22 protein-coding genes and 1 pseudogene are annotated in these 25,435 nt (G+C 71.8%); 10 read left to right on the top strand and 13 right to left on the bottom strand.

Annotated features, from left to right (window positions below):
* The first annotated feature begins 48 nt into the window (after positions 1-48).
* Positions 49-474: a nickel-type superoxide dismutase maturation protease gene (gene sodX / locus ACFYT9_RS28015; protein ID WP_376602402.1), complete on the top strand. Its 426-nt coding sequence runs from the start codon at positions 49-51 to the stop codon at positions 472-474.
* On the opposite strand, the pseudogene ACFYT9_RS28020 reads toward sodX, so the two are convergent.
* Positions 381-1,007 (bottom strand): annotated as a pseudogene (locus ACFYT9_RS28020) (CGNR zinc finger domain-containing protein); the annotation flags it as partial. The gene sodX and the pseudogene ACFYT9_RS28020 sit on opposite strands and share 94 nt — an antisense overlap.
* 118 nt (positions 1,008-1,125) lie before the next feature.
* On the opposite strand from ACFYT9_RS28020, the gene ACFYT9_RS28025 reads away from it, so the two are divergent.
* Complete coding sequence (locus ACFYT9_RS28025) at positions 1,126-1,875, top strand: class I SAM-dependent methyltransferase (RefSeq protein WP_389168392.1); 750 nt, start codon at positions 1,126-1,128, stop codon at positions 1,873-1,875.
* A gap of 63 nt (positions 1,876-1,938) precedes the next feature.
* Here ACFYT9_RS28025 and ACFYT9_RS28030 read toward each other — a convergent pair whose 3' ends face one another.
* The 3 genes from ACFYT9_RS28030 to ACFYT9_RS28040 are packed head-to-tail and all read right to left on the bottom strand — an operon-like array spanning position 1,939 to position 4,666.
* Positions 1,939-2,706 (bottom strand): amino acid ABC transporter ATP-binding protein, encoded by a 768-nt coding sequence (locus ACFYT9_RS28030; protein WP_376604633.1) that lies wholly within the window; start codon positions 2,704-2,706, stop codon positions 1,939-1,941.
* Positions 2,703-3,653: an amino acid ABC transporter permease gene (locus ACFYT9_RS28035; protein ID WP_376604635.1), complete on the bottom strand. Its 951-nt coding sequence runs from the start codon at positions 3,651-3,653 to the stop codon at positions 2,703-2,705. Before ACFYT9_RS28035 ends, ACFYT9_RS28030 begins: the two co-directional genes overlap by 4 nt.
* A 41-nt stretch (positions 3,654-3,694) precedes the next feature.
* A complete protein-coding gene (locus tag ACFYT9_RS28040) occupies positions 3,695-4,666 on the bottom strand; it encodes an ABC transporter substrate-binding protein (protein WP_376604637.1) in 972 nt (323 codons plus the stop codon).
* 545 nt (positions 4,667-5,211) lie between these two features.
* Here ACFYT9_RS28040 and ACFYT9_RS28045 point away from each other — a divergent pair.
* From ACFYT9_RS28045 to ACFYT9_RS28070, 6 genes are all read left to right on the top strand, one after another.
* Positions 5,212-6,423 (top strand): NADP-dependent malic enzyme, encoded by a 1,212-nt coding sequence (locus ACFYT9_RS28045; RefSeq protein ID WP_376604639.1) that lies wholly within the window; start codon positions 5,212-5,214, stop codon positions 6,421-6,423.
* Between the two features lie 287 nt (positions 6,424-6,710).
* A complete protein-coding gene (locus ACFYT9_RS28050; protein WP_389168395.1) occupies positions 6,711-7,304 on the top strand; it encodes a TetR/AcrR family transcriptional regulator in 594 nt (197 codons plus the stop codon).
* Positions 7,301-8,032 carry a hypothetical protein gene (locus ACFYT9_RS28055; RefSeq protein WP_389168396.1) on the top strand — a complete coding sequence of 244 codons (732 nt, stop codon included), beginning with the start codon at positions 7,301-7,303 and terminating at the stop codon, positions 8,030-8,032. Before ACFYT9_RS28050 ends, ACFYT9_RS28055 begins: the two co-directional genes overlap by 4 nt.
* A complete protein-coding gene (locus ACFYT9_RS28060) occupies positions 8,029-8,649 on the top strand; it encodes a GNAT family N-acetyltransferase (RefSeq protein WP_389168398.1) in 621 nt (206 codons plus the stop codon). The genes ACFYT9_RS28055 and ACFYT9_RS28060 overlap by 4 nt, the downstream gene beginning before the upstream one ends.
* Before the next feature lie 78 nt (positions 8,650-8,727).
* Positions 8,728-9,693, top strand: a complete 966-nt coding sequence (locus ACFYT9_RS28065) for a zinc-binding dehydrogenase (RefSeq protein ID WP_376602978.1) — start codon at positions 8,728-8,730, stop codon at positions 9,691-9,693.
* Positions 9,694-9,770: 77 nt separating this feature from the next.
* Positions 9,771-11,213, top strand: a complete 1,443-nt coding sequence (locus ACFYT9_RS28070; RefSeq protein WP_389168400.1) for a cellulase family glycosylhydrolase — start codon at positions 9,771-9,773, stop codon at positions 11,211-11,213.
* A gap of 31 nt (positions 11,214-11,244) precedes the next feature.
* On the opposite strand, the gene ACFYT9_RS28075 is transcribed toward ACFYT9_RS28070, so the two are convergent.
* Together ACFYT9_RS28075 and ACFYT9_RS28080 are read right to left on the bottom strand one after the other, a co-directional pair.
* Positions 11,245-12,153 (bottom strand): helix-turn-helix transcriptional regulator, encoded by a 909-nt coding sequence (locus tag ACFYT9_RS28075; RefSeq protein WP_389168401.1) that lies wholly within the window; start codon positions 12,151-12,153, stop codon positions 11,245-11,247.
* Position 12,154: 1 nt separating this feature from the next.
* Positions 12,155-13,069: a DUF4097 domain-containing protein gene (locus ACFYT9_RS28080; RefSeq protein ID WP_389168403.1), complete on the bottom strand. Its 915-nt coding sequence runs from the start codon at positions 13,067-13,069 to the stop codon at positions 12,155-12,157.
* 169 nt (positions 13,070-13,238) lie between these two features.
* Here ACFYT9_RS28080 and ACFYT9_RS28085 point away from each other — a divergent pair, with 169 nt between their 5' ends.
* Entirely contained in the window at positions 13,239-14,054 is an 816-nt protein-coding gene (locus tag ACFYT9_RS28085) for a hypothetical protein (RefSeq protein ID WP_389168405.1), read from the top strand.
* Positions 14,055-14,263: 209 nt separating this feature from the next.
* Here ACFYT9_RS28085 and ACFYT9_RS28090 read toward each other — a convergent pair whose 3' ends face one another.
* The 7 genes from ACFYT9_RS28090 to ACFYT9_RS28120 form a co-directional block, all read right to left on the bottom strand.
* Positions 14,264-14,449 (bottom strand): DUF6104 family protein, encoded by a 186-nt coding sequence (locus tag ACFYT9_RS28090; protein ID WP_007266501.1) that lies wholly within the window; start codon positions 14,447-14,449, stop codon positions 14,264-14,266.
* Between the two features lie 83 nt (positions 14,450-14,532).
* Positions 14,533-18,315 carry a multifunctional oxoglutarate decarboxylase/oxoglutarate dehydrogenase thiamine pyrophosphate-binding subunit/dihydrolipoyllysine-residue succinyltransferase subunit gene (locus ACFYT9_RS28095; protein ID WP_389168407.1) on the bottom strand — a complete coding sequence of 1,261 codons (3,783 nt, stop codon included), beginning with the start codon at positions 18,313-18,315 and terminating at the stop codon, positions 14,533-14,535.
* Between the two features lie 269 nt (positions 18,316-18,584).
* Positions 18,585-19,679 carry an ATP-binding protein gene (locus ACFYT9_RS28100; RefSeq protein WP_387275205.1) on the bottom strand — a complete coding sequence of 365 codons (1,095 nt, stop codon included), beginning with the start codon at positions 19,677-19,679 and terminating at the stop codon, positions 18,585-18,587.
* On the bottom strand, positions 19,676-20,410 hold the full coding sequence (locus ACFYT9_RS28105) for a response regulator transcription factor (protein WP_376602855.1): 735 nt from the start codon (positions 20,408-20,410) through the stop codon (positions 19,676-19,678). The genes ACFYT9_RS28100 and ACFYT9_RS28105 overlap by 4 nt, the downstream gene beginning before the upstream one ends.
* Positions 20,411-20,470: 60 nt before the next feature.
* Positions 20,471-21,154: a spermidine synthase gene (locus ACFYT9_RS28110; protein ID WP_389168409.1), complete on the bottom strand. Its 684-nt coding sequence runs from the start codon at positions 21,152-21,154 to the stop codon at positions 20,471-20,473.
* Positions 21,155-21,275: 121 nt separating this feature from the next.
* Positions 21,276-22,400, bottom strand: coding sequence for a 5'/3'-nucleotidase SurE (surE, locus tag ACFYT9_RS28115; RefSeq protein WP_389168411.1), 1,125 nt, complete (start codon positions 22,398-22,400; stop codon positions 21,276-21,278).
* 277 nt (positions 22,401-22,677) lie between these two features.
* A complete protein-coding gene (locus ACFYT9_RS28120; protein WP_389168413.1) occupies positions 22,678-24,423 on the bottom strand; it encodes a glycoside hydrolase family 3 protein in 1,746 nt (581 codons plus the stop codon).
* A gap of 213 nt (positions 24,424-24,636) precedes the next feature.
* Between ACFYT9_RS28120 and ACFYT9_RS28125 the strand changes: the two genes are divergently transcribed.
* Positions 24,637-25,299 (top strand): TetR/AcrR family transcriptional regulator, encoded by a 663-nt coding sequence (locus ACFYT9_RS28125; protein WP_389168415.1) that lies wholly within the window; start codon positions 24,637-24,639, stop codon positions 25,297-25,299.
* The last annotated feature ends 136 nt before the right edge of the window (positions 25,300-25,435 follow it).

Genomic DNA, 25,435 nt, shown 5'->3' on the forward strand with positions numbered 1-25,435 from the left:
TCCGGGGTTCGGCCGAGACTCGTGTACGAGTCGACGAGGGGAGCAGGAGTGGAGCGGGAGGCTACCGCGGCGGCCGCGGCGCCGTTCGGGATCGCCGAGGTGACGGGGGTGTCGATGGTGCCCACGCTGCTGCACCGGGACCGGCTGCTCGTGCGGTACGGCGGGGGCGTGCGGGCCGGTGACGTCGTCGTGCTGCGCCATCCGCTCCAGCAGGATCTGCTCCTGGTGAAGCGGCTGGTCGAGCGACGGGACGCCGGCTGGTGGGTGCTCGGGGACAATCCGGGCGCCGAGGGGGACAGCCGGGTCTTCGGGGCCGTACCGCCCGAGCTGGTGCTCGGGCGGGTGCTCGGCCGCTACCGGCCGGTGACGCCGGGGCGCCGGCGCTCGGCCGGGGTGGTGCTCTCCTGGCTGTTCTCCTCGGTGCGGCCGGTGAGGTCCGACCGTTCGGCCTCCAGGCGCTTGCGGGCCCGGTAGGCGGCGACGTTGGCGCGGGTGGCGCAGCGGTCGGAGCAGTAGCGCCGGGAGCGGTTGGTGGAGGTGTCGAGGTAGGCGTTGCGGCAGGGCGGGGCCTGGCAGAGGCCGAGCCGGTCGGCGCCGAACTCGGTCAGGTGGAAGGCGAGTCCCATGGCGGAGATGGCCGCGTAGCCGGCGGTCGCGTTGGACGAGTGGTCGGCGAGGTGCATGTGCCAGCGGGGCCGGCCCTCGTCGTCCAGGAAGTCGTGACCGGAGATCTGCGGGCTGACCGGGAACTCCAGGAGCAGGGAGTTCAGCAGGTCGACCGCGCCGGTGTGGTCGCCCTCGTCGGCCGCGGTGAAGACGGCCCGCAGCCGGGTCCGGATCGTGCGGAAGCGGGGCAGGTCGGCCTCGGTGACCCGGCGGGCCATCTGCCCGGCGGGGCCGAAGAGTTCCTTGACCGCCTCGACGGAGCCGAGGCTGTCCCTGCCGCGGCCCGGCTCCTCGGTGTTGACGAGACGCACGGCGTAATCCGAGTAATGGGCCAGCTCCACTTGTAGTCCTTACTCTGGCGGGCTAGGGTCGGCGTCGAGGGGGTAATTGGTGTTACCCCTCCGAGGGTATTACTTTCTCGGGTGTTCCGCGGTGAGACGACGACGGAAGGACACGGACATGGGCGACACCGACTGGGCGGGCTGGCAGCGTAGCTGGGACCGTCAGCAGGAGTGGTACATGCCGGACCGCGAGGAGCGGTTCCGCGTCATGCTCGACATGGTCGAGGCGCTGGTGGGGCCGGAGCCCCGCGTCCTCGACCTCGCCTGCGGTACGGGAAGTATCACGGACAGGCTCCTCCGGAGGTTCCCGGGCGCCGTATCCACGGGCGTGGACCTCGACCCGGCGCTGCTCGCCATCGCCCACGGCACCTTCGAGGGCGACGAGCGCGTCACCTTCGTGACGGCCGACCTCAAGGATCCGGAGTGGACGAAGGCGCTGCCGTACGACTCGTACGACGCCGTCCTCACCGCCACCGCCCTGCACTGGCTCCACAGCGAGCCCTTGGCCGCCCTGTACGGCCAGGTCGCCGGGGTCGTCCGGGACGGCGGGGTCTTCATGAACGCCGACCACATGATCGACCCGGCCACCCCGCGGATCAACGCCGCCGAGCGCGCCCAGCGGCACGCCCGGATGGACGAGGAGAAGGCCGCCGGGGTCCTCGACTGGGCCGAGTGGTGGGCGCTCGCCGCGAAGGACCCGGTCCTCGCCGAGCCGACCGCCCGCCGCTACGAGATCTACGGCGAGCACGCCGACGGCGACATGCCCCCGGTCGGCTGGCACGCCGACACCCTGCGGGCCGCCGGCTTCGGCGAGGCCCGCCCGGTCTGGTGCTCGCCCTCGGACACCCTGCTGCTGGCCGTGAAGTAGGCCGGGGTGCGGAAGAGGGGCGGTACGGGCCTTCCGGTCCGTACCGCCCCTCTTCCGTACGCCTCACAGCACCTTGGACAGGAACGCCTTCGTCCGGTCGTGCTGCGGGTTGCCGAGGACGTCGCGCGGGTGGCCGGACTCGACCACCACGCCGCCGTCCATGAAGACCAGCGAGTCGCCGACCTCCCGGGCGAAGCCCATCTCGTGGGTGACGACGATCATCGTCATGCCCGACTCGGCCAGGTCCCGCATGACGTCGAGGACGTCACCGACGAGCTCCGGGTCGAGCGCCGAGGTCGGCTCGTCGAAGAGCATCAGCTTCGGCTCCATCGCCAGCGCCCGCGCGATGGCGACACGCTGCTGCTGGCCGCCGGAGAGCTGGGACGGGTAGTTCCCCATCTTGTCCCCGAGGCCCACCCGGTCGAGCAGGCGCTCGGCACGCTCGCGGGCGACGGCCTTGGACTCGCCCTTCACCTGGATGGGTGCCTCCATCACGTTGGCCAGGGCCGTCATGTGAGGGAACAGGTTGAAGCGCTGGAAGACCATGCCGATGTCCCGGCGCTGGGCCGCGACCTCGCTGTCCTTCAGCTCGTAGAGCTTGTCGCCCTTCTGGCGGTACCCGACCAGCTGGCCGTCGACCGACAGCCGGCCGCCGTCGATCCGCTCCAGGTGGTTGATGCACCGCAGGAAGGTCGACTTGCCGGAGCCGGACGGACCGACGAGGCAGAACACCTCGCCGCTGCGGACCTCCAGGTCGATGCCGCGGAGGATGTGGGCGGCGCCGTAGGACTTGTGGACGCCCTCCGCCTTGACCATGAGCTGATCGGTCATCGCGTCGCCTCCGGGGAGCGCTTGAAGGTGGCGAGGTTCGTCTTGACCCGCTGCCAGGGGGTGGGCGGCAGGCTGCGGAGCGAACCACGGGCGAAGCGGCGCTCCAGGTAGTACTGGCCGACGCTGAACACGCTGGTCAGCGCCAGGTACCAGATGGAGGCCACGAAGAGCATCTCCATCACGGCGCTGGACGTGCTTCCGATGTTCGAGGAGGCGCGGAGCAGTTCGGTGTACTGCACGGCCGAGACCAGCGACGAGGTCTTCAGCATGTTGATGAACTCGTTGCCCGTCGGCGGCACGATGACCCGCATCGCCTGCGGCAGCACGACCCGGCGCATGGTCTTCGTCTGGGACATGCCGAGCGCGTGCGCCGCCTCGGTCTGGCCCTCGTCGACCGACTGGATGCCGGCGCGGACGATCTCCGCCATGTACGCGCCCTCGTTCAGGCCGAGGCCGAGGAGGGCGACCATGAACGGCGTCATGACGTCCACGGTCTCGTTCTTGTAGATCGGACCGAGGTTGATGTACTCGAAGATCAGCGACAGGTTGAACCAGACCAGCAGCTGGACGTAGACCGGCGTGCCGCGGAAGAACCAGATGTAGAGCCACGCCACCGCGCCCGTGACCGGGTTCTTCGACAGGCGCATGACGGCGAAGAGGATGCCGAGCACCAGACCCAGCGCCATCGAGGCGACGCTGATGATGATCGTGTTCCACAGGCCGTCGATGATCGACGCGTCGAACAGCTTGTCCCACACCGTGTCCCAGATGATCTTGCCCTGGGAGAAGGCGTAGGCGAGCCATCCGAGGAGGACCACGACCACCACGGCGCTGATCCAGCGCCCGTAGTGGCGTACGGGGACGGCCTTGATGGCCTCGTACGGCGTGGCCGGAGAACCGGACCCGGGAGGTGTGGGGGTCGGGTCCTTGCTGAGCTTGTCAGTCACGACGACTGCCCTTCAGTGGTGCGAGGGGGGAAGCGGGCAGGTCACTTGCCGGCGTTGATGGTGGCCGACTTGACCGCGCTGCCCTCGACGTCCCACTTCTTCAGGGCCTCGGCGTAGGTGCCGTCCTTGATGATCGCGTCGAGCGCTTCCTTGACGGCGTCGCGCAGCTGGGTGTCGTCCTTGGAGACGGCGATGCCCATGAGGCCGACGTCGGTCTGGTTGCCGACGACCTCGAAGTCGTTGCCGCCGCCGGAGGTCTTCGCGATGTACGCGGCGACCGGGTAGTCGTTCAGGTCGGCGACGGCGCCGCCGGCCTTCACGCGGGTCTGGGCCTCGGCGTCGGTGTCGAACGCCTGGATCGTGAGCTTGTTCGAGCCGCACTTCGTGGCCTGGGCCTTGAAGGTGTCCTCGTAGATCGTGCCGCGCTGGACGGCGACGGTCTTGCCGCAGAGGTCGTCGAGGGAGTTGACGCCCTGCGGGTTGCCCTTCTTGACCAGCAGGGAGACGCCGGAGGAGAAGTAGTCGACGAAGTCGACGCCCTTGCCGATCTTCTTCCCGTCGTCGTCCAGGCCCTCCTGGCGCTTCTTGTTGTCCGTCATGGAGGACATGACGAGGCTGTGGCGGCCGGACTCCAGGCCGGTGATCAGGCCGTCGAAGGTGCCCGAGGTGAACTCGAGCTTCACGCCGAGCTGCTTGCCGAGGGCGGCGGCGATGTCGGGGTCGACACCGACGATCTTGCCGTTCTCGGTGAACTCCATCGGGGCGTAGGAGGCGTCCGTGCCGACCTTGATGACGCCGGCCTTCTGGATGTCGGCGGGCAGCTTGGAGAAGAGCGGCGCGGAGTTGGCGGCGGGGGTGCCGCCCTCCGTGGTGGAGCCGGTGGAGCCGCTTTCGGTCTGGTCGCCGCAGGCGGTCAGCAGCATCGAGCCGGCGACCGCGATGGCGGCGACCGCGGCAAGACGGGAGGTGCGGGTCTTGGCGGCGGTCGTACAGCGCGTGGAGCGTGCGGTCATGGTCGGGATCCTCCGGCGTATGAGGGAGTTGCCATAGGCGTTGCCAAGGGTCGCGTACGCGTCTTCGAGTGTCGCGACCTCGTGTGATTACGGCATCTTGCCATTCGGACTGCCTCAAACCGACGGCCACGGATGTCAAAATCGGGTAACGGGTCGCGCCCGAATCCCGACAGGCCGGTACATCAAGGCCGGACCTTCTTTCGTTCCCTTCCCGATTCACCGAAGAATCTGCGGTTGATCTCGCCATTCGGACGGTACGAAGAGAGCCAAACGGGCGCTCCAGGCATGTTTCCTGATATCGAGTGACGAGTCCTCCTCTGTCTGTTCCCGGGAGCACTCGGTATGAGTCGCGTCACCGAGCGGATACGGACTCGTCTGCGGTGCCGTCCGTCCGGTAAGAAGGATCCTTACACCCCTCATCCGGGGCTCAGGGCGCGTTGTGCGGCGCGCCCGCGCGGCTGCCCGACACGGCGGCCGCGGGACCCGCCCACCGCTCCACACCAGGAGCGGCAACCCTCGACAACAGACATAAGGGGTCTCACCCAATGGCAGCGGAGATCGTCAATCCCCCGAGTGCGAGCGGTACGGAAGGAGCTCCCGAGGAGCCCTTCGACCCGGCTTTCGCTCTTCACCGCGGCGGCAAGATGGCCATTCAGGCCACCGTCCCCGTCCGCAACAAGGACGACCTGTCCCTCGCGTACACCCCCGGCGTCGCCAAGGTGTGCACCGCCATCGCCGAGCAGCCCGAGCTGGTCCACGAGTACACGTGGAAGTCCCAGGTCGTGGCCGTCGTCACCGACGGCACCGCCGTGCTCGGCCTCGGCGACATCGGCCCGGAGGCCTCCCTCCCGGTCATGGAGGGCAAGGCGATCCTCTTCAAGCAGTTCGGCGGCGTGGACGCCGTCCCGATCGCCCTCGCGACCACCGACACCGACGAGATCGTCGACACGGTCGTCCGGCTCGCCCCGTCCTTCGGCGGCGTGAACCTGGAGGACATCTCGGCGCCGCGGTGCTTCGAGATCGAGCGCAAGCTCCAGGAGCGCCTCGACATCCCGGTCTTCCACGACGACCAGCACGGCACCGCCATCGTCACCCTCGCCGCCCTGCGGAACGCGGCGAAGCTGACCGGCCGGACCCTCGGCGACCTGCGCGCCGTCATCTCCGGCGCGGGCGCGGCCGGCGTGGCCATCGCCAAGTTCCTGCTGGAGGCCGGCATCGGCGACGTCTGCGTCGCCGACCGCAAGGGCGTCGTCAGCAGCGACCGCGAGGACCTCACCGACGTCAAGCGCGAGATCGCCGGGCTCACCAACAAGGCGGGCCTCACCGGCTCCCTGGAAACCGCCCTCGCCGGCGCCGACGTCTTCATCGGCGTCTCCGGCGGTACGGTCCCCGAGGCGGCCGTCGCCTCCATGGCCAAGGACGCCTTCGTCTTCGCCATGGCCAACCCGAACCCCGAGGTGCACCCGGACGTCGCGCACAAGTACGCGGCGGTCGTGGCCACCGGCCGTTCGGACTACCCCAACCAGATCAACAACGTCCTCGCGTTCCCCGGCATCTTCGCCGGCGCGCTCCAGGTCCGGGCCTCCCGGATCACCGAGGGCATGAAGATCGCCGCCGCCGACGCCATCGCCGGTGTCGTCGGTGACGCGCTCGCCGCCGACTGCGTCATCCCGTCGCCGTTCGACGACCGGGTCGCCCCGGCCGTCGCGGCCGCGGTCGCCGCCGCCGCGCGCGCCGAGGGCGTCGCCCGCCGCTGACGCCCGTCCGCGGAAGGCCCCTGGGAGGGCCCCGCCAGGTCCGCCGCATCGGACCTGGTGGGGCCCTTTCGCGCGTTCCGGGGGCGCCGCGGGAAGTTCGTCGGGGTCGGTTGGGCCGATGGAGTGGGGGGAGGGGGTGCGGCGGTCGGGCGGGCCGGTGGGGCGGGTCGGTGGCGGCGCGTCGGGGACCGGGCGTGGGGGAGCGAGGTGAACCGGTCGGGTGCACTGGCTGGGTGTACTGCCTGGGTGTACTAGCGGTACACACTGCTGGTGTGTACCGTGGGTGCATGAGCCCTCTGCCCCGCTTCCACCGACTCCCCGCCGAGCGCCGCGACGTGATCCTGGGCGTGGCCCGCGCGCACTTCGCGGCCGACGGACCCGAGACCGCCTCGTACAACCGGATCATCGAGGCGGCCGGCATCTCCAAGACCGCCGCCTATCAGTACTTCGACGGGCGGGACGACCTCCTCGGCGCCGTCCTCGCCGACGTGCTCGACCGCCTGCTCGCCGCTCTCGGGCCCTGGACGCCCGCCGCGGGCCCCGAGGACCTCTGGGCCCGCCTGGAGGCCGGTACGGGCGCCCTGGCCGCCCATCTGGCCGCCCACCCCGACGACCTCGCCCTCGCAGCCCGCGCCGTACGGGCGACGGACGGGGCGGCGGGCGGCTGGACCGGCTGGTTCGACGCGCTCGTGACGGACGGGCAGCGCCTCGGCGTCATCCGCACCGACATCGACCGGGACCTCCTGGTCGGCGCCACCGAGGCCGTCCTGCGCGCCGCCGACGCCTGGGCCCTCGGCCGCGCCGCCGACGGCCCGGACGTGCCCGGCACGGGCCAGGTGTGGCGGCTCCTCGCGGGGCTGTGGGGCGGTGAGCGGGCATGAGCGGTACGGACCCCGGGCCGGCCGTCCTCACCGTCGACGGGAGCGTGCCGTCGACGTCCCCCGGCCTCACCGTCGACAGGAGCGTGCCGTCGGCCTCTCCCGGCCTCTCCGTCGACAGGAGCGTGCCGCCGACCTCCCCCGGCCTCCTCGGCCGGCTCGAACGCTTCATGGGACCCGGCAAGACCCGCGCCGAGTCCGCCGTGGAAGCCGCGGGCGTCGGCCTGGGAGCCGTTCTCCTCGTCGCCGGTACGTGGTCCACCGGCGCCCTCCGTGGCTGGTCCGGCCTCCAGCTCGCCGTCGCCGCCCTCATCGCGCTGGACCTGCTCGGCGGCATCCTCACCAACGCCACGAACGCGGCCAAACGCTGGTACCACCGCCCCCGGCCCGGAGCCCGGCGCGCCCGGCTGCTCTTCGTCTCGGCCCACCTCCTCCACCTCGCGGTCGTCGCCACCCTGCTCCTCGACGGCGACCCCGGCTGGTTCCTGGGCACCGCCGGGCTCCTCCTCGCGGGCGCCCTCCTCGTCGAGTACGCCCCCGTCCCGCTGCGCAGGCCGGTGGCGATGGGCGCCTACACCGCCGCCGTGCTGACCGGCTTCTTCTGGCTGACCGTGCCGCCCGCGCTCATCTGGTTCGGCCCGCTGTTCTTCCTCAAGCTGCTCGTCTGCCACCTCGTGCCCGAGGCCCCGCTCGCCGACTCCAGGGCCGGAGACGGGACGGCCGAGTCGTGACCCCGCCGCACGCCTCCGCCCTCCCCTTCGCCTTCGGCGCCGGGCCCGAGCCGCGGGAGTGCGCCCGCGTGCTCGCCGCGGCCTTCGCCCGGGAACCCGCCGTCCGGTGGATCACCGACGGCTCCGAGCGGGCGCGGCGGGCCTGGTTCGACGCCACCCTGCGCACCCAGGCAGCCCTCCCCGGCGCCCGGCGCCACCTGATCGCCGACGCCTCCGGCAGGTCCGTCGGAGCCGTGGTGCTCACCCCGCCCGGGGCCCGCCCCGGCCCGTGGGCCGCCGGACGGTGGAGCGCGCGCGTGGGACTCCGGTGCGGCCCCCGGGCCCTCGTCCGCACCCTGCTCCATCTGCGCGCGGCCGAGCACCTCGCGCCGCCGGGCGCCTGGACCCTGGAGTTCGTCGGGGTGGTGCCGGAGGCGGCCGGGCGGGGCGCCGGACGGCTCCTTCTCGACCGAGCCCTGGGCGGGCTGCCGGCCCCCGGCGGCGTCTTCCTCACCACCGCCGACCCCGTGAACGTCCCCCTCTACCGCCGCTTCGGCTTCACCCTGCTGGAACACCGGCGCGTCGGCCCCGTGACCACGGCCGCGATGTGGCGGCCGGGCGCGGCCGGCGCCAGGTGAGGGACGGTCCGCGAGGGGACGCGCGTCACACCGGCCTGTGGTTCCGCGCGATCGCCGTCGCCGCCTAGGGTCGTGGCCATGTTCGCTGCCTACGCCGCCCGAATCGACCGCGACCAGCCCCTGAACGGCCTGGAGTTGGGTGAACGCCCCGAGCCCGAGGTGCGACCCGGCTGGACCACCGTCACCGTGAAGGCCGCCTCCCTCAACCACCACGACCTGTGGTCGCTGCGCGGGGTCGGCCTGCCCGAGGAGAAGCTCCCGATGATCCTCGGCTGCGACGCCGCCGGGATCGACGAGGACGGCAACGAGGTCGTCCTGCACTCCGTCATCGGCCAGACCGGCCACGGCGTCGGGCCGAACGAGCCCCGCTCCATCCTCACCGAGCGCTACCAGGGCACCTTCGCCGAGCGCGTCACCGTCCCCAGCTGGAACGTCCTGCCCAAGCCGAAGGAACTCTCCTTCGCCGAGGCGGCCTGCCTGCCCACCGCCTGGCTGACCGCCTACCGGATGCTCTTCACCAACGCCGGCGTCCGCCCCGGGGACTCGATCCTCGTCCAGGGGGCCGGCGGCGGTGTCGCCACCGCCGCGATCGTCCTCGGCAGGGCCGCCGGCCTGCGGGTCTTCACCACCAGCCGGGACGAGGCCAAGCGCAAGCGGGCCGTCGAGCTCGGCGCCGTCGAGGCGTACGAGCCCGGGGCCCGGCTGCCGCAGCGGGTGGACGCCGTCATCGAGACGGTCGGCGCCGCCACCTGGTCGCACTCGGTCAAGTCGCTGCGCCCCGGCGGCACCCTGGTCATCTCCGGCGCCACCAGCGGCGACCGCCCCTCGCACGCCGAGCTGACCCGGATCTTCTTCCTGGAGCTGAAGGTCGTCGGCTCCACGATGGGCTCCAAGGACGAGCTGGAGGACCTGCTCTCCTTCTGCGCGGCCACCGGCGTCCGCCCGGTGATCGACGAGGTGCTGCCGCTGGACCGGGCCCGCGAGGGCTTCGAGAAGATGGCCGCCGGCGACCTCTTCGGAAAGATCGTGCTGACGACGTCTTGATACGGGTCGGTCGACCTGATGGGATCTCCGGCACGTGAAACGTGAACAACGCTCACTTCCTTGTGCCGGAGGTCCCCGTGTCCCGCTCGTCGCGCACCACCCTCCTGTCGGCCGCGCTCGCCGCCGCCCTGCTCGCCACCCTCGCCCCCGCCGCCACCGCCGTCGGCCCCCGCGCGGAGCCCACGGCCCGCGCCGAGGCCGGCGGGGGCGGCGGGGACGGTATCCCCGACCTGACCGACTCCCGGGGCCGCGTCCTGACGCTGCGCGGCTGGAACGTCGGCGACAAGGCGCACAGCGGGGACGAAGCCCTCTCCTCCGTCACCGAGAAGCACTTCCGGGACATGCGGGCCAAGGGCTTCAACACCGCCCGCCTGCTGGTTTTCTGGGACGACCTGGAGCCCCGGCCCGGCCGGTACAGCCGGAGCTACCTCCGCAAGATCGAGCGGGTGCTGGACTGGGCGGCGAAACACGACGTCATGGTGATCCTCGACGCCCACCAGGACGTCTTCGGACCCGCCTTCGACCATCGCGGCATCCCCGCCTGGGCCACCCGCACCGACGGGCTGCCCTTCACCCCGCACCCCGACGACTGGTTCTCCGAGTACTTCGAACCCGCCGTCCAGCGCGCCTTCACCCACCTCTACGAGGACGAGGACCTGCGCCGCGCCCAGGCCCGCATGTGGCGGCTGCTCGCCGACCGCTTCGAGGACCACCCGGCCGTCCTCGGCTACGACCTGATCAACGAACCGATGGGCGAGCTGCGCGAGGGCGAGGACCTGGCGACCGCCGCCCGCCGCATCGAACGCGAGCAGATCACCCCGATGTACAACCGGATCGCGGACGCGATCCGTTCGGTCGACCGGGACTCCTGGATCTTCGTCGAGCCGACCCCGATCGTGGGCGAGGGCGTGCCGACCGGCCTCGGCCGGATCGACGACCCGAAGGTCGTCTACGCCCCGCACTTCTACAACAGCGCCATGGAGGTGGGCGGCGACTACGACCCCTCGGCCCGCTGGATCGAGAACTACGAGGCGGCGGTCACCCTCTACCCCAAGGAGTACAAGGTCCCCGTGATCGTGGGGGAGTGGGGTCCGCTCAACAACTCCCTCCCGAACATGAACCGCTTCTACCGCGAGGCCATGGCCTCGCTCGGCCGCTACGGCTCCGGCTGGACCGGCTGGGAGTGGTGCTACGGCGGCGGCTACTGCGCCGTCGACGCCACCGGCGCCTTCCGCACCAACAAGGAGCTGACCGCGGAGCCGTACGCGGAGGCCGTCGCCGGCCGGGTGCGCTCCTCGGCCTACGATCCGGCGGCCGGCGTCTACCGCCTGGAGTACGACGCCGCCGGCCTGCGCGGCTCCCGCGTCACCGAACTGGCTCTGCCGTCCGGCGACTGGGCGGTCAGGGCCCGCGGGGCGCTGGTCCTGCGCGACCGGGACGGAGGCAAGGCCCGGGTCCTCGCCGCGCCGAACGCCCGGGTCACCGTCACCGTGACCCGGACCGCCCCCGCCCGCCCCTGACCCCGGGGCGCCGCTGACCCCGGGGCGCCGCTCAGACGTCCGAGCGGCGGTGGAGTATCCCGGTGATCCGGGTCGCCGCCGTGGCCAAGTGGTCGCGGGCCGCCGCCAGCTGGGCGTCCGTCACCCCGTGGTCACGAGCCGCGTCCCGGATCTCGTCCCGGAAGCGGTCGAGCAGCCGGTCCAGGTCCCGGGCCGGCTCGCCCGACCCCGCCGACTCCCGCGCCCACGCGGGCGCCTCCGCCGGTGCCGCCTCCGAGGCGCCCGCGGGTGCTCCCGCGGCCCCGGCACGGGCCTTGGCGTGGTGGCCCTGGACGAGGTCGCCCAGCTGTGCGGTGATCCCCGACAGGCCCTCCCAGACGGTCTGCGGCCACTCGCCCCTGGCGAAGCGGCTCTGGACCTCGTCCTGCACCTGCTGGGCGATCCGCTGGAACTCCTTCGCCTGGAGCTTCGCCGACCGGGCCTCCTCCTTCGCCTGCCGGGCCTGCTCCTTCCACTCCCGCTTGGCCTTGCTCAGCTCCTCCCTGGCCTCGGCGAAGCCCGAGCCCTCCGAGGTGCGGGTCCGGCTCGCCTCCGCGCGCATCTCGCTGCGCACCCGGCCCGCCGCGCCCCGTACGTCCTCCCGGATCTCGGCGGCGAGCTCCGAGACGGAGTCCCGGATCTGCCGCTCCAGGGCGTCGAGTTCGCCGTCCCGGCCGGCCAGCTCGGCGCGGCCGGCGTCGGTGAGCGAGTAGACCTTCCGGCCGCCCTCGCTGGTGTGCGTGACGAGCCCCTCGGCCTCCAGCTTGGCCAGCCGCGGGTACACCGTGCCGGCGGAGGGCGCGTACAGCCCCTGGAAGCGCTCCTCCAGGAGCCTGATCACCTCGTAGCCGTGACGGGGGGCCTCGTCGAGCAGCTTGAGCAGGTAGAGACGGAGTCGGCCGTGGGCGAAGACGGGGGACATGTCAGAGCACCTTTCCGGACGGGGAGGCGGTGGGGTCGGCGAGGGCGGCGGCGGTGGGGTCGGCCGAGGGGCCGGCCGGGCCGGACGCGGGGTCCTCCGCGGAGTCCGGGCGGCGCAGGAGCGCGATCGAACCGGAGACCGTGGTCGCCTTCAGCGTGCCGCTGCCCGCGCCGAGCGTCCCGGTGATGGACTTGGTGCCCCACTCGCCGCCCACCCGCAGGTCCTCGAAGGCGTTCGACACCGCGCCGCTGGTGGTGCTCGCCTCCACCCGGGCGTCCGCCGGGTGCGGCAGCCGGATCGCGACCTCGCCGGAGACGCTGGTGAGCCGGATGTCGGCCGGAGGGGCCCCGGCCGGAGCCGGGTCCAGGTCGAGGACCATGTCCCCGCTGACGGTCTCCGCCCGTACCGCCGCGCCGGAGCCCTCGATCACCGTCACGTCACCGGTCACCGAGGTCACCCGCAGCGCCCCGGTCACCGACTGCGCCTCCAGGGCGCCCGAGACGGTCTCGGCGCGGACCGGGCCGGAGAGCCCGACGAGCGTCGTGGCGCCGGTCACCCCCCGCACCTCGGCGCGGCCCCGCAGCCCGGAGACCACCGTGTCCGCCATGACCGCCCCCACCTCGACCTCGGCGCCGGCCGGCACGGCGACCGAGACCACCGCCCGCCGCCGGTGGGGCCTGGTGTCGATCCACTTGAGGATGCCCTTCCAGTGCAGGTCCTCATAGGCGACGGTCAGGGTGGAGCCCTCCTGGGTGACGACCAGGGGCGGGCCCTCGATCTCCGAGACCTCCACCCGTGCCGTGCTCTCGTCGGTGCCCACCACGTTCACCGCCCCGCCCACGACGCGGATACGCAGTCGTGTCACGGGGTCGGCGGGCGCGAGTTTCACCGGCTCGGTGACGGACCACTCGGTCATGGTGCGGACCTCCCGTTTCCTCGAAGCACTCCTCGGAGCCTTCTCGCAACATATCGCGACTTCGAGATTCACGATATATCGCGGTCCGGCGGAGTCAACCCTGATTCATCCCTGACAGGGTCGGAGCAATCGCCGTCGTACACGGACAAACTGGCCTAGCGTAGGGCCCATGAACGCGACATCCGGACCGAGCCCCGCGGGGGCGCTGCTGCTGTGCCGAGCCGACCCTCCGACGGTCCGCCCGCCCGCCCAGCTCCTGCGGGAGGGGCTGCTCCTCGCCCCCGCCGGCACCGACTGGAGCGTGCTCGTACCGGAGGGGAAGCCCTGGCAGGACGGCGAGGAGCCGGTCGAACGGGTCGTCACCGGCTGGGCCACCGCCCTCGCCGTCTCCGCCGCCGCCTGGCCCGTCCTCGCCCTCTGGTGGGACGGCGACCGCGCCGGAGTCACCCTCGCCGCCGGCTTCCGCCGCACCGTCGGCTACACCTGGCTCGCGGACGGCACCCCGGTCGGCGAGGACGAGGCCGTGCGGACCCTCGCCGACCGCCTCGCCCTCGACCCGGTCCTCGACGTCCAGGCCCTGGAACCGCTCACCCTCCCCGACCCCGAGGCCGACGCCCGCACCCGGCTCCTCGGCCTCGTCGCCGTCCTCGCCCGCACCGGCCTCCACCTGCCCGCCGGCATCGACCCGGGCGATACCCCGGACCGGCTCCGCGAGGCGGCGCTCGCCGCCGGCGCCGAGCAACTGGAGTGGCCCGGCTGGCGCGACGCCGTCCTCGCCGAGCTCGACGTCGTGGAGGAGGGCCCCCTCGGCCCGTACCTGCGCGGCCCCAGGGCGCGCGTCCTCGGGGGCGTCCAGCTCGTCGCGGGCGTCCCGCTGCTCCTGTGGGGCCTCGGCCGCCGTAGCGGCGGCTGGACCACCGCCGGAGCCCTCCTGGTCGCCCACGGCGCCCTCGGCCTCGCCTACGACCGCCTGCGCGAGCCCTGAGCCGCGCCCGCGCACCACCGAGACCCGAAGCGCCGAGACCCGTAGCGCCGAGACCCGGAGCACCGAGCCCTCTGGGTGCCGAGACCCGAAGCACCGAAACCCCTGGGCGCCGAGACCCGTGGCTCGAGCCCCGCGGCATAGGCTGCGGGAACGCCTGAGGCCCCCTCCCGCACGGGAGGGGGCCTCAGACCTTCGGTCCCACGTCGGTCCTACTCGTCGTCCTCGTCCTCGTCGTCGAGGCGGGCCAGCCAGGTCGCGAGGCGCTCGACCGGCACCTCGAAGTCGGGGTTGAGGTCGACGAAGGTCCGCAGCTGCTCGGCGAGCCACTCGAAGGTGACCTCCTCCTCGCCGCGCCGCTTCTCCAGTTCCTCGATGCCACGGTCGGTGAAGTACATGCGATCCAGGATAGGCCCGCCCCGACAGGCCGGAGGCCCGGCACCCCTGGTGGGATGCCGGGCCTCCGTACGGGGTGCCGACGTCAGGCGTCGAAGACCTCGTTGACCAGCTGCTGCTGCTCCGCCTGGTGACGCTTGGCCGAGCCGACCGCCGGGGACGAGGAGTGCGGGCGGGAGATCCGGCGCAGGCGCTCGCCCGCCGGGATGTCCGCGCCGACCGCCAGGTCGAGGTGGTCGATCAGGTTGAGCGCGATGAACGGCCACGCGCCCTGGTTCGCCGGCTCCTCCTGCGCCCAGATGTACTTGGCCGCGTTCGGGTACTTGGCGATCTCGGCCTGGAGCTCGGCACCCGGCAGCGGGTACAGACGCTCCAGACGGATGATCGCGGTCTCCGTGTCGCCGCGCTTCTGCCGCTCCGCCTCCAGGTCGTAGTAGACCTTGCCGGCGCAGAAGACGACCTTGCGGACGGCGGCCGGGTCGACGGTCGAGTCACCGATGACCGGGCGGAAGCCGCCGGTGGTGAACTCCTCCACCTTGGACGCCGCGGCCTTCAGGCGCAGCATCGACTTCGGGGTGAAGACGATGAGCGGCTTGTGGTGCGGGTTGTGCACCTGCCAGCGCAGGAGGTGGAAGTAGTTCGACGGCAGCGTCGGCATGGCGACCGTCATGTTGTCCTGGGCGCACATCTGGAGGAAGCGCTCCGGGCGGGCGGACGAGTGGTCCGGGCCCTGGCCCTCGTAACCGTGCGGCAGGAGCAGGGTGACGCCGGAGGTCTGGCCCCACTTCTGCTCGGCCGAGGAGATGAACTCGTCGACGACGGTCTGCGCGCCGTTGACGAAGTCACCGAACTGGGCCTCCCAGACCACCAGGGAGCTGGGGCGGGCCAGCGAGTAGCCGTACTCGAAGCCCATCGCCGCGTACTCGCTGAGCAGCGAGTCGTAGACGTTGAAGTGGGCCTGGTCCTCGGCCAGGTAGAGCAGCGGGGTGTAGTCCTCGCCGGTCTCCTGGTCGACCAGGACCGCGTGGCGCTGGCCGAAGGTGCCGCGGCGGGAGTCCTGGCCCGAAAGGCGGACCGGGGTGCCCTCCATCAGCAGGGAGCCGATGGCGAGGGTCTCGCCGAAGCCCCAGTCGATGGTGCCGTCGTCGATCGAGGCGGCGCGGCGCTGCAGCTGCGGCAGCAGACGCGAGTGGACCGTGATCCGCTCGGGGATGTTGGTCTGCGAGTCGGCGATCCGCTTCACGACCTCCTGGGAGACCGCGGTGGTGACGGCGACCGGGAACTCGGCCTGCGCGTCCGGAACGGTCGTCGCCGCGGGGGCGGCGGTGGCCTCGCGGACCTCCGCGAAGACCTTCTCCAGCTGGCCCTGGAAGTCCTGGAGCGACTGCTCCGCCTCTTCCAGGGTGATGTCGCCGCGACCGATGAGCGACTCGGTGTAGAGCTTGCGCACCGAGCGCTTCTTGTCGATCAGGTTGTACATCTGCGGGTTGGTGAACGAGGGGTTGTCGCCCTCGTTGTGACCGCGGCGGCGGTAGCAGATGAGGTCGATCACGACGTCCTTGTTGAACGTCTGGCGGAACTCGAAGGCGAGCCGCGCGACGCGGACCACGGCCTCCGGGTCGTCGCCGTTCACGTGGAAGATCGGCGCCTCGATCATGCGGGCCACGTCGGTCGCGTACATCGAGGAACGCGAGGACTCCGGGGCGGCGGTGAAGCCGACCTGGTTGTTGATGACGATGTGGACCGTGCCGCCGGTGCGGTAGCCGCGCAGCTGCGACATGTTCAGGGTCTCGGCCACCACGCCCTGGCCCGCGAAGGCCGCGTCGCCGTGGAGGGCGACGGGCAGGACGGTGAAGTCCGTGCCGCCCTTGTTGATGACGTCCTGCTTGGCGCGGACGACACCCTCCAGGACCGGGTCGACCGCCTCCAGGTGGGAGGGGTTGGCGACCAGGGAGACCTTGATCTCCTCGCCGTCGAGGCCGGTGAAGGTGCCCTCGGCGCCCAGGTGGTACTTGACGTCGCCGGAGCCGTGCATCGACTTCGGGTCGAGGTTGCCCTCGAACTCGCGGAAGATCTGGGCGTACGACTTGCCCACGATGTTCGCGAGGACGTTGAGGCGGCCGCGGTGGGCCATGCCGATGACGACCTCGTCCAGGCGCGACTCGGCGGCGGAGTCGATGACCGCGTCGAGCAGCGGGATGACGGACTCGCCGCCCTCCAGGGAGAACCGCTTCTGGCCGACGTACTTCGTCTGCAGGAAGGTCTCGAACGCCTCGGCCGCGTTCAGGCGGCGGAGGATCCGGAGCTGCTCCTCGCGCTCCACGCGCGCGTGGGGACGCTCGACGCGGTCCTGGATCCACTTGCGCTGCTTCGGGTCCTGGATGTGCATGAACTCGATGCCGGTGGTGCGGCAGTACGAGTCGCGCAGGACGCCGAGGATGTCGCGGAGCTTCATCATCGACTTGCCGGCGAAGCCGCCGACCGCGAACTCGCGCTCCAGGTCCCACAGGGTGAGGCCGTGCTCGGTGATGTCCAGGTCGGGGTGCTTGCGCTGCTTGTACTCCAGCGGGTCGGTGTCGGCCATGACGTGGCCGCGGACCCGGTAGGAGTGGATCAGCTCGAAGACGCGGGCGGCCTTGGTGACGTCGTCGTCGTGGGAGGCGTCGATGTCCTTGAGCCAGCGGACCGGCTCGTAGGGGATCCGCAGCGACTTGAAGATCTCGTCGTAGAACTCGTTCTCGCCGAGGAGGAGGTTCGCGACGATGCGCAGGAACTCGCCGGAGGCGGCGCCCTGGATGACCCGGTGGTCGTAGGTCGAGGTCAGCGTCATGACCTTGGAGATGCCCAGCTTGTTCAGGGTGTCCTGGGAGGTGCCCTGGAACTCGGCCGGGTAGTCCATCGAGCCGACGCCCATGATGACCGACTGTCCGGGCATCAGACGCGGCACGGAGTGGACCGTGCCGAGGCCGCCGGGGTTGGTCAGGGAGACGGTGACGCCGGTGAAGTCCTCCATCGTCAGCTTGCCCACGCGGGCGCGCTTGACGATGTCCTCGTACGCCTGCCAGAACTCGAAGAAGTTGAGCGTCTCGGCCTTCTTGATGCCCGCGACGACGAGCTGGCGGTCGCCGTTCGGCTTCACCAGGTCGATGGCGAGACCGAAGTTCACGTGCTCCGGCTTGACCAGGGTCGGCTTGCCGTCCTTCTCCGCGAACGAGTAGTTCATGGACGGCATGGCCTTGATCGCCTGCACCATGGCGTAGCCGATGAGGTGGGTGAAGGAGATCTTCCCGCCCCGGGCGCGCTTCAGGTGGTTGTTGATGACGATCCGGTTGTCGAAGAGCAGCTTCACCGGGACGGCGCGGACGGACGTGGCCGTCGGCACCTCCAGCGAGGCGTTCATGTTCTTCGCGACCGCGGCGGCCGGGCCGCGGAGGGTGATCAGCTCGGGGCCGGCGGGCGCCTCGGCGGCCGGAGCGGCCTTGGCGGGCGCCGGCGCGGCGGCCGGGGCCGGCTTCACGGCGGCCGGAGCGGCCGCGGCGGGCTTCGCCGGGGCGGCGGCGGGTGCCGCGGCCGGGGCCGGCACGGCGGCGGTCGGAGCGGCAGGCGCGGCCTGTGCGGGGCCCGTCTGCTGCGCCGAGGGCGCGGCCGTCGTGGTGGCGGCCGGGGCGGACGGGGTCTCCGCCGCACCCGGCTTGTAGTCGGCGAAGAAGTCCCACCAGGCACGATCGACCGAATTCGGGTCCTGGAGGTACTGCTGGTAGATCTCGTCGACGAGCCACTCATTGGCACCGAAGGCGGCTGCGGGGCTCACGCCACGCCCGTCTTGGTCGGCCGGGGAGCTCGGGGTACTGGGGGACTGAGACGACACGGCGGCAACCGCCCTCTTCCGCTTCGCAAGGTGATGGACAGCGGAAATAAAGGCTACGCCTGTCCGGCCGGGACGTGCAGGCCGGGCACTCCAACGTCGCGCAAGTCACACTTGACGCGGTGTTTCGACGCCGTGAATGGCGGGAAACAAGCGGGGTTCCGGGGGTGTGAGGGTACGGAAAAGCGCGGCTACGGCCTTCTTTGGCCGCATCCCTGACCACGTCCTGCCCAGGTACACGCAGAACGTTCGCTTCCGGTTCGAACCCTACGTCAATCGCGCAGGGGAAGGCTGCCCGGAAGGGTGACGCGGATCCGGCACCCGCGTGAGGATTCGGCCACACCGATCCCGCCACCATGGAGATCCACCGCCCAGCGGGCGATCGCGAGACCCAGCCCCGTGCCGCCGTCGCTGGCCGGCCCCTTCAGGTCCGGGGCCGTCCCCCGGTTGAAGCGCTCGAACACCTTGTGGCGCTCCTGCTCCGGGATGCCCGGGCCCTCGTCCTCGACCACCAGCTCCAGCGACTCCGGGTACGGCCCCCGCCGGGCCCGCACCGTCACGCGCCCGTGCGGCGGGGAGTGCTTGACCGCGTTGTCGATCAGGTTCGCCATCACCTGGTGCAGCCGCTCCACGTCCGCGTAGGCCGTCAGGTCGGACGGCGACACGTCCAGGTGCAGGTGCACGTCGGTACGCCGGTGCAGACCCGATGTCGACGGGAGCCCGCGCTGCGCGGCGGCCAGGTTCGCCTCCCGCAGCACCCCGGACAGATAGGGCCACACCTCGAAACGGCGGGCCCGCAGCTTCACGACACCGTTGTCGAGCCGCGACAGGTCGAGCAGCGTCTCCACCAGCCGTCCCAGCCGCTCGGTCTGCTTCAGCGCCGACCGCATCGTCTCCGGATCGGCCTCCGAGACCCCGTCGACCACGTTCTCCAGCACCGCCCGCAGCGCCGCGATCGGCGTGCGCAGCTCGTGCGAGACATTGGCCACCAGCTCCTTGCGGTGCCGGTCCACCGCCTCCAGGTCGTCCGCCATGCGGTTGATCGTCGAGGCCAGGTCGCCCAGCTCGTCGCGCCGGTCCGCGCCCCGTACCCGCCGCGAGAAGTCACCGCGCGAGATCGACCCCGCCACCGTGTTCATCTCGTCCAGCGGCGCCGTCAGCGACTGCGCCACGAACTGCGTGATCAGCAGCGTCGCGATCATCGCGAAGATCGTGATGTACCGGAACTCGGTGGACGTGCGGATCGCGACCAGGGCCAGGCCGGAGGTCAGCAGCACCGCGCCGACGACCAGCGCGCCCAGCTTCGTCTTGATCGAGATCGCGATCCGGCGCCGGGGTCGTCCGGTGCGCCGCCCCGGCAGGCTCACGACGCCGGGGTCTCCAGCGCGTACCCCACCCCGTGCACCGTACGGATCCGCTCGGCGCCGATCTTCCGGCGCAGGGCCTTGATATGGCTGTCCACGGTCCGGGTGCCGGAGGCGTCCGCCCAGTCCCACACCTCGGCCAGCAGCTGCTCCCGGGAGAGCACCGCGCGCGGCGTGTTGGCCAGACAGACCAGCAGGTCGAACTCGGTCGGCGTCAGGTGCACGTCCTCGGCCCGCACCCGGACCCGGCGCTGAGCGTGGTCGATCTCCAGCTCGCCCAGGCGCAGGATCCCGCTGCGCGGGGTCACGGCGGCGAGCGCGGCCCGCTCCACGCGGCGCAGCAGCACGTGCACCCGGGCGGCCAGCTCGCGCATGGAGAAAGGCTTCGTCATGTAGTCGTCGGCGCCGACGCCCAGGCCGACCAGCATGTCGGTCTCGTCGTCCCGCGCGGTGAGCATCAGTACCGGTACCGGGCGCTGCGCCTGCACGCGCCGGCAGACCTCCAGGCCGTCGAAGCCCGGCAGCATCACGTCGAGCACCATCAGGTCCGGCTGCCACGCCTCGGCCGCCTCGACGGCCGCGGGCCCGTCGGTCGCCGTCTGCACGAGGAAGCCCTCGGCGCGCAGCCGGGCCGAGACCGCCTCCACGATCGTGGCGTCGTCCTCGACGACCAGGACGCGCCGCTGGGCCCCCGGAGTCGCCGCACCCTGGTGAGTGGTGTGTGTCTGCTCCATTGCCCCGCCTCGCGTCGCCGATGTCGGTGCAGCAGCCTAGAGGTACCGGCGGCGTCCCGGCTACGCAGGCCGGACGCCGAGGTGGACCACGTCGGGGACGCCCCGGGCAACCGGGATCTCTTCCGTCCGTACCCCGCTGAATCCGGCATTCCGCAAGGACTCTTCGAAATCGCCGGACGGTCGCGCCGACCAGACGGCGAGCACACCGCCGGGGTTCAGCCGGGCCGCGCAGGCCGCCAAACCCCCTGCTCCGTATAGGGATTCGTTGGATTCGGTGACCGTCCAGTCGGGGCCGTTGTCGATGTCCAGGCAGAGCGCGTCGTAGCTGTCCGTGGACGTCTCCAGGTACGTCACCAGGTCCGTGTGCAGGATCACGGTCCGTTCGTCGGCCAGGGCGCGTCCGGAGAGCGAGGCGAGGGGGCCGCTCCGGTGCCACTCGATGATCGCCTCCTCCCGCTCGACCACGGCGATCCGGCTCCAGCGCGGGTCGGCGGCGGCGTGCGCGAGCGAGAATCCGACGCCGAGCCCGCCGATCAGGACGGACGCGCCCGCACGCGCCCGCGTGGGTAGCGCCTCCATCGCCGCGTCCACCAGCAGTCGCTCGGAGCGTCCGTCGGAGGTGTCCATCAGGAAGGTGCCGTTGGCGATGATCTCGAAGTCGGTGCGGTCCCCGGTGTCCCGGCGCCGCAGGACGACCTCGCCGTACGGACCCTCGCGGCGGTCGAGTGTGACGGGACTGTTCATGGGCGGTCACTCCGTGTCTCGTCGTGCGATACGCGTCGTCCCGGCCATCCTCGCGGAGTGCGGGCGGCCGGGACAAACACGTTCCGGAGTCATGGGGTGACGCCGGGGCGCCGTCGGGGTGTCAGGGGCGCGGGGCCTCCCGCTCCACGTACCGCTGCACCGCCCTCAGTTCACGCCGTGCGTCGACCGGGGTGCCGTAGGTGCGGTCCCAGGTGATCGGGGCGACGGTGACATGACCCTCGTGCAGCAGCCGGACGGAGTCGGCGTCCCGGCGCGGCTCGGCGCACTCGCCCTCGCCGCCGCCGTCCACCGGGCACAGCCCCAGGGCGATGTCGAAGGTGTCGCCCGAACCGCGCTGCTCGTACGCGTGGTAGGCCACCGCTCCGGCGCCGACCCGGGTCCACGCCGGGGCCTTCGCCCGCCGGCCGGCGCTCACGTCCGGGTAGTCGACCTTGAGGGCGAAGGCGGAGGTCAGCAGCCCGCGCTCGTGGAGTCCCGCGACGAGGCGCGCGCCGAACTCGGCGTGCGCCCGGTAGTTCTCGCGCGGGAAGCGCGTCTGGCTCGCGTCCCCGGAGGAGGAGAACGCGATCGCCGGGACCTCCTGGTCGATCGCGGCGACGGCCGCGCCGACGGTGCCCGAGTCGTTGACGCTCGCGGAGACGTTCGGGCCGGAGTTGATGCCGGTGACCACCAGGTCGGGGGCGCCCCTCCAGCCCACCTTCGCCGCCAGACCACCGCGCAGCGCCAGCTTCACGGTGTCCGCCGGGGTCGCGCTGGGGGCGTCCGGCGCGCAGCCGCCCTCGGCGAGGCACACGCCGAACACGGCGCCCCGGGACGGCGCCGCCGCGCAGTCGTTCTCGTACCCGGCGGGCAGTGCGGCACGGCGCTGCGCGGTGAGCGCCCCGCCGTTGCTCACGGCCGTGCCCTTCCCGGACTGCACCTGCCAGGGGGCCATGACCACGACGTCCGCCCCGGCCGCGCACATCGCGCGGCGGAGCTCGTACAGGCCGAGGCCGTCGGAGTTGTTCTCCTTCATGGCTCTCATGGAGTCGTCATTGGAGACGAGGATCCGCAGGCCGGCGAGGGGGCGGGGCTTGGCGGGGGCCCCCTTGGCGGCGCCGGGGGCGGCCGCGGGGGTGGTGACGAGGGTGGCGGCGGGTGCGGCGGCGGGTGTGGTGGCGAAGGCGGTGGCGCCCAGGCCGGCGACGACGGATGCGGCTGTGGTCAGTGCGAGGGTACGGCGCATGGCGATAGTTCCCTTCATGGGCATGACAGGTCTGGAAGGGGATCCGGGGCCCGGCCCCCCACGGGCGGGCCCCGGATCGCGCGGGGTCGTCAGAGGCCCCGCGGTCTGTGATCGGATCCAATGTCCGGTAGGCGGGATATTGGATCCAATGTGCTGGATCTTGGATCCAGGATCTTGGATCTTGGGCATCGGATCCTGGATCTTGGATCCGATCTCCGATGTCCAAGATCCGGCGTCCAAGATCCGATGTCCAAGATCCGGTGTTCGGTCCCCGGAGTCAGAGCTCCAGGCCGTGCCCGTGCGGGAAGACCGGATCCACCGTGTCGTTCGGGACGTCCGGCCGGGCCGCGCGGACCGCGTCCATGGAGCGGGGGAGTTCGAAGGGGAGGCGGCCCTCGGGGCGGGCGCGGCCGAAGAGGACGTCGAGGAGGGCGTCGTCGCTCGCGCCGTAGTCGGCGAGGAGGGCGGCGGCGTGGGCGGCGATCTCGGGGAGGACGGCCGGACGTTCCAGGTTGACGCAGACGACCGTGGGCACGGTGGCCAGGAGGGTGAGGATCCGGCCGAGTTCCGGTTCCTCGAAGGCGAGCGTGCCGGAGTGGAAGAAGGACTCGAAGCGGTTGGGGCGCTCCTCGTAGGGGGTGTGGAGGCGCAGGACGGCGAGGTCGGCCTCCTCCGGGGTGGCGACGACCTCCCCGTACGCGCCGGCGACCGTCGTGTCGACTCCGTCGACGTAGAGCCGTGGGGAGCCGGTGACCGGCAGCGGCCCGTCGGTGAGGACGGTGAGCGAGCGGCGCTGGGCGGCGGCGCCGGCGGCGGTGAAGTCGGCGCGGCCGACGGTCTCGGCCGCCTCGTCGGGGTCGACGTACCGCCGGTGGTCGAAGAGGCCGAGCAGGAACTTCTCGCGCAGCAGGCGCCGTACGGAGGCGTCCACGCGGGACTCGGGGATCCGGCCGGTGGCCATGAGTCCGACGATCACCTCGGGGCACTGCTCGCCGCCGAACTGGTCCACGCCCGCGTCCAGCGCCTTGGCGGCGCGCTCCGCCGTGCTCAGGTGCTCGACGCCCCAGGCGCGGGCCTCGTGCCGCTCGCCGAAGATCACCGAGTCGGTGAGCAGGCCCCAGTCGGCGCAGACGATCCCGCCGAAGCCCAGTTCCTCGCGGAGCAGGCCGGTGATGACGCCCCTGTTGAAGCCGAAGCCGACCTCCTCCCAGTCGGTGCCGATCGGCTGTCCGTAGTACGGCATCATCTGCGAGCAGCCGGCGGCGATGGCGGCCTTGAAGGGCTCCAGATGGTGCTCGCGCATGCCGCCCGGGTAGACCTGCTCCTTGCCGTGCGCGAAGTGCGGGTCCTCGCCGTCCTTCTGCGGGCCGCCGCCGGGGAAGTGCTTGACCATGGCGGCGACCGAGTCCGGGCCGAGGGTCTCGCCCTGGAGGCCGCGCACATACGCCTCCACCAGTTCGCAGGTCAGTTTCGCGTCGGAGCCGAAGGTGCCGGACTGGCGGGACCAGCGGGGTTCGGTCGCGAGGTCGATCTGCGGGTGGAGCGCGGTGCGGAAGCCCACGGAGAGGTACTCGCGGCGAACCGTGTCGGCGAAGCGGTGGACGAGCTCCGGGTCGCCGATGGCGGCGAGGCCGAGCGCTTCGGGCCAGGCGGAGAAGGCGCCGGCGTTGAAGGAGGCGCCGATGTTGTCGGTGAAGGCGTGGCGCGGGTCGGTGGAGAGGCTGACCGGGATGCCGAGGCGGGTGTCCGCCGCGATCTCCTGGATCGCGTTGTGCCAGCGGGCCATCTCGCGGGCGCCGTGGCCGCCGAGCAGGTTGAAGTGGCTGAGGCCGCGGCCGGCGATCAGCTCCGGGGTGGTGAACCGGGCGAGCGAGTCGTCGGGTTCGGTGACCGGGGTGCCGTCCGGGTTCATCGTGAGGATCGTGTGGAAGAGCTGTCCGGCCTTCTCCTCCGGGGTCATCCGGGAGAGGAGGTCCTCCACGCGCTCGTCCACGGGACGACCGGCGTCCTGGTAGGGGTGCATCGCGTCCGTACCTGCCTTTCGTGAACGGGGGAGGACGGGCCCGCGGGCCGGCGTACCGCGCCCCGGGGTCCGGGCGTTGGGCTCCGCGGGGTGCGGCGCCGTCCGCGACGGGGCTCAGGCTAAGCGTGAAAACCGAGTGGGTACTAGGTTTGCCATATGTGACCTGAGTCACAGGTTGAGAGGGTGGTTCGCGGGCGGGGCTAAGGTGGCCGCATGCCGGAGAAGAAGATCGCCTCGACCGCCAAAAGCGCAGGTCGCGGCAGTTACGCCGTCGGCGACGCCCGCCGTCGGCTGATCCTCGACACCGCCGTCGACCACTTCGGGAAATGGGGATTCCACGCCTCCTCCCTCGCCCGCATCGCCCATGACTGCGGCATCACGCAAGGCGGCCTGCTGCACCACTTCCGCAGCAAGGAGGACCTGCTCCTGTCGGTCCTGGCGCAGAGCGAGGAGCACGACGTCGAGCGCCTCTTCAGCACCGACCTCACGTCGTACGCGGCCTTCCTCGACGCCCTCGTCCGGCTGATCGAGGAGAACACCCGGCGCCCCGGCATCGTCCGCATGTTCAACGTCCTCGTCGGCGAGTCCGGGAACGTCGGCCACCCCGCCCACGCGTACTTCAAGAACCGGTACGCGCGCGTGCTCGCGCACAGCGTGGAGCGCCTGGAGGTCGCCGTCCGGTCCGGCGAACTCCGCCCCGGCATCGACTGCGAGGGCATCGCCCGGGAGTACCTGGCCGTCATGGACGGCCTCCAGATCCAGTGGGCCCTCGCTCCCGAGTCCCTCGACATGCCCGCCCGGGTACGGGACTTCCTCCGCCGCCAGTACGAGGCGATCCGCGCGACGGAGGACCAGAGCCCTTCCGGACCTGCCTAGGGCCTGTCTGACCATTCCCGTCGGGTCCGGCCCGCCCGGCACGCACGCTCGCCGTACGGCCGAAACGCCCAAGTAGCTCCGCTAAGAGGGCGCCCCGGCCGCACGCCGATCGCACGCACCGAACGACCCGGCCTGA

This window comes from Streptomyces sp. NPDC004435, assembly GCF_042873895.1.
Classification (GTDB): domain Bacteria; phylum Actinomycetota; class Actinomycetes; order Streptomycetales; family Streptomycetaceae; genus Streptomyces.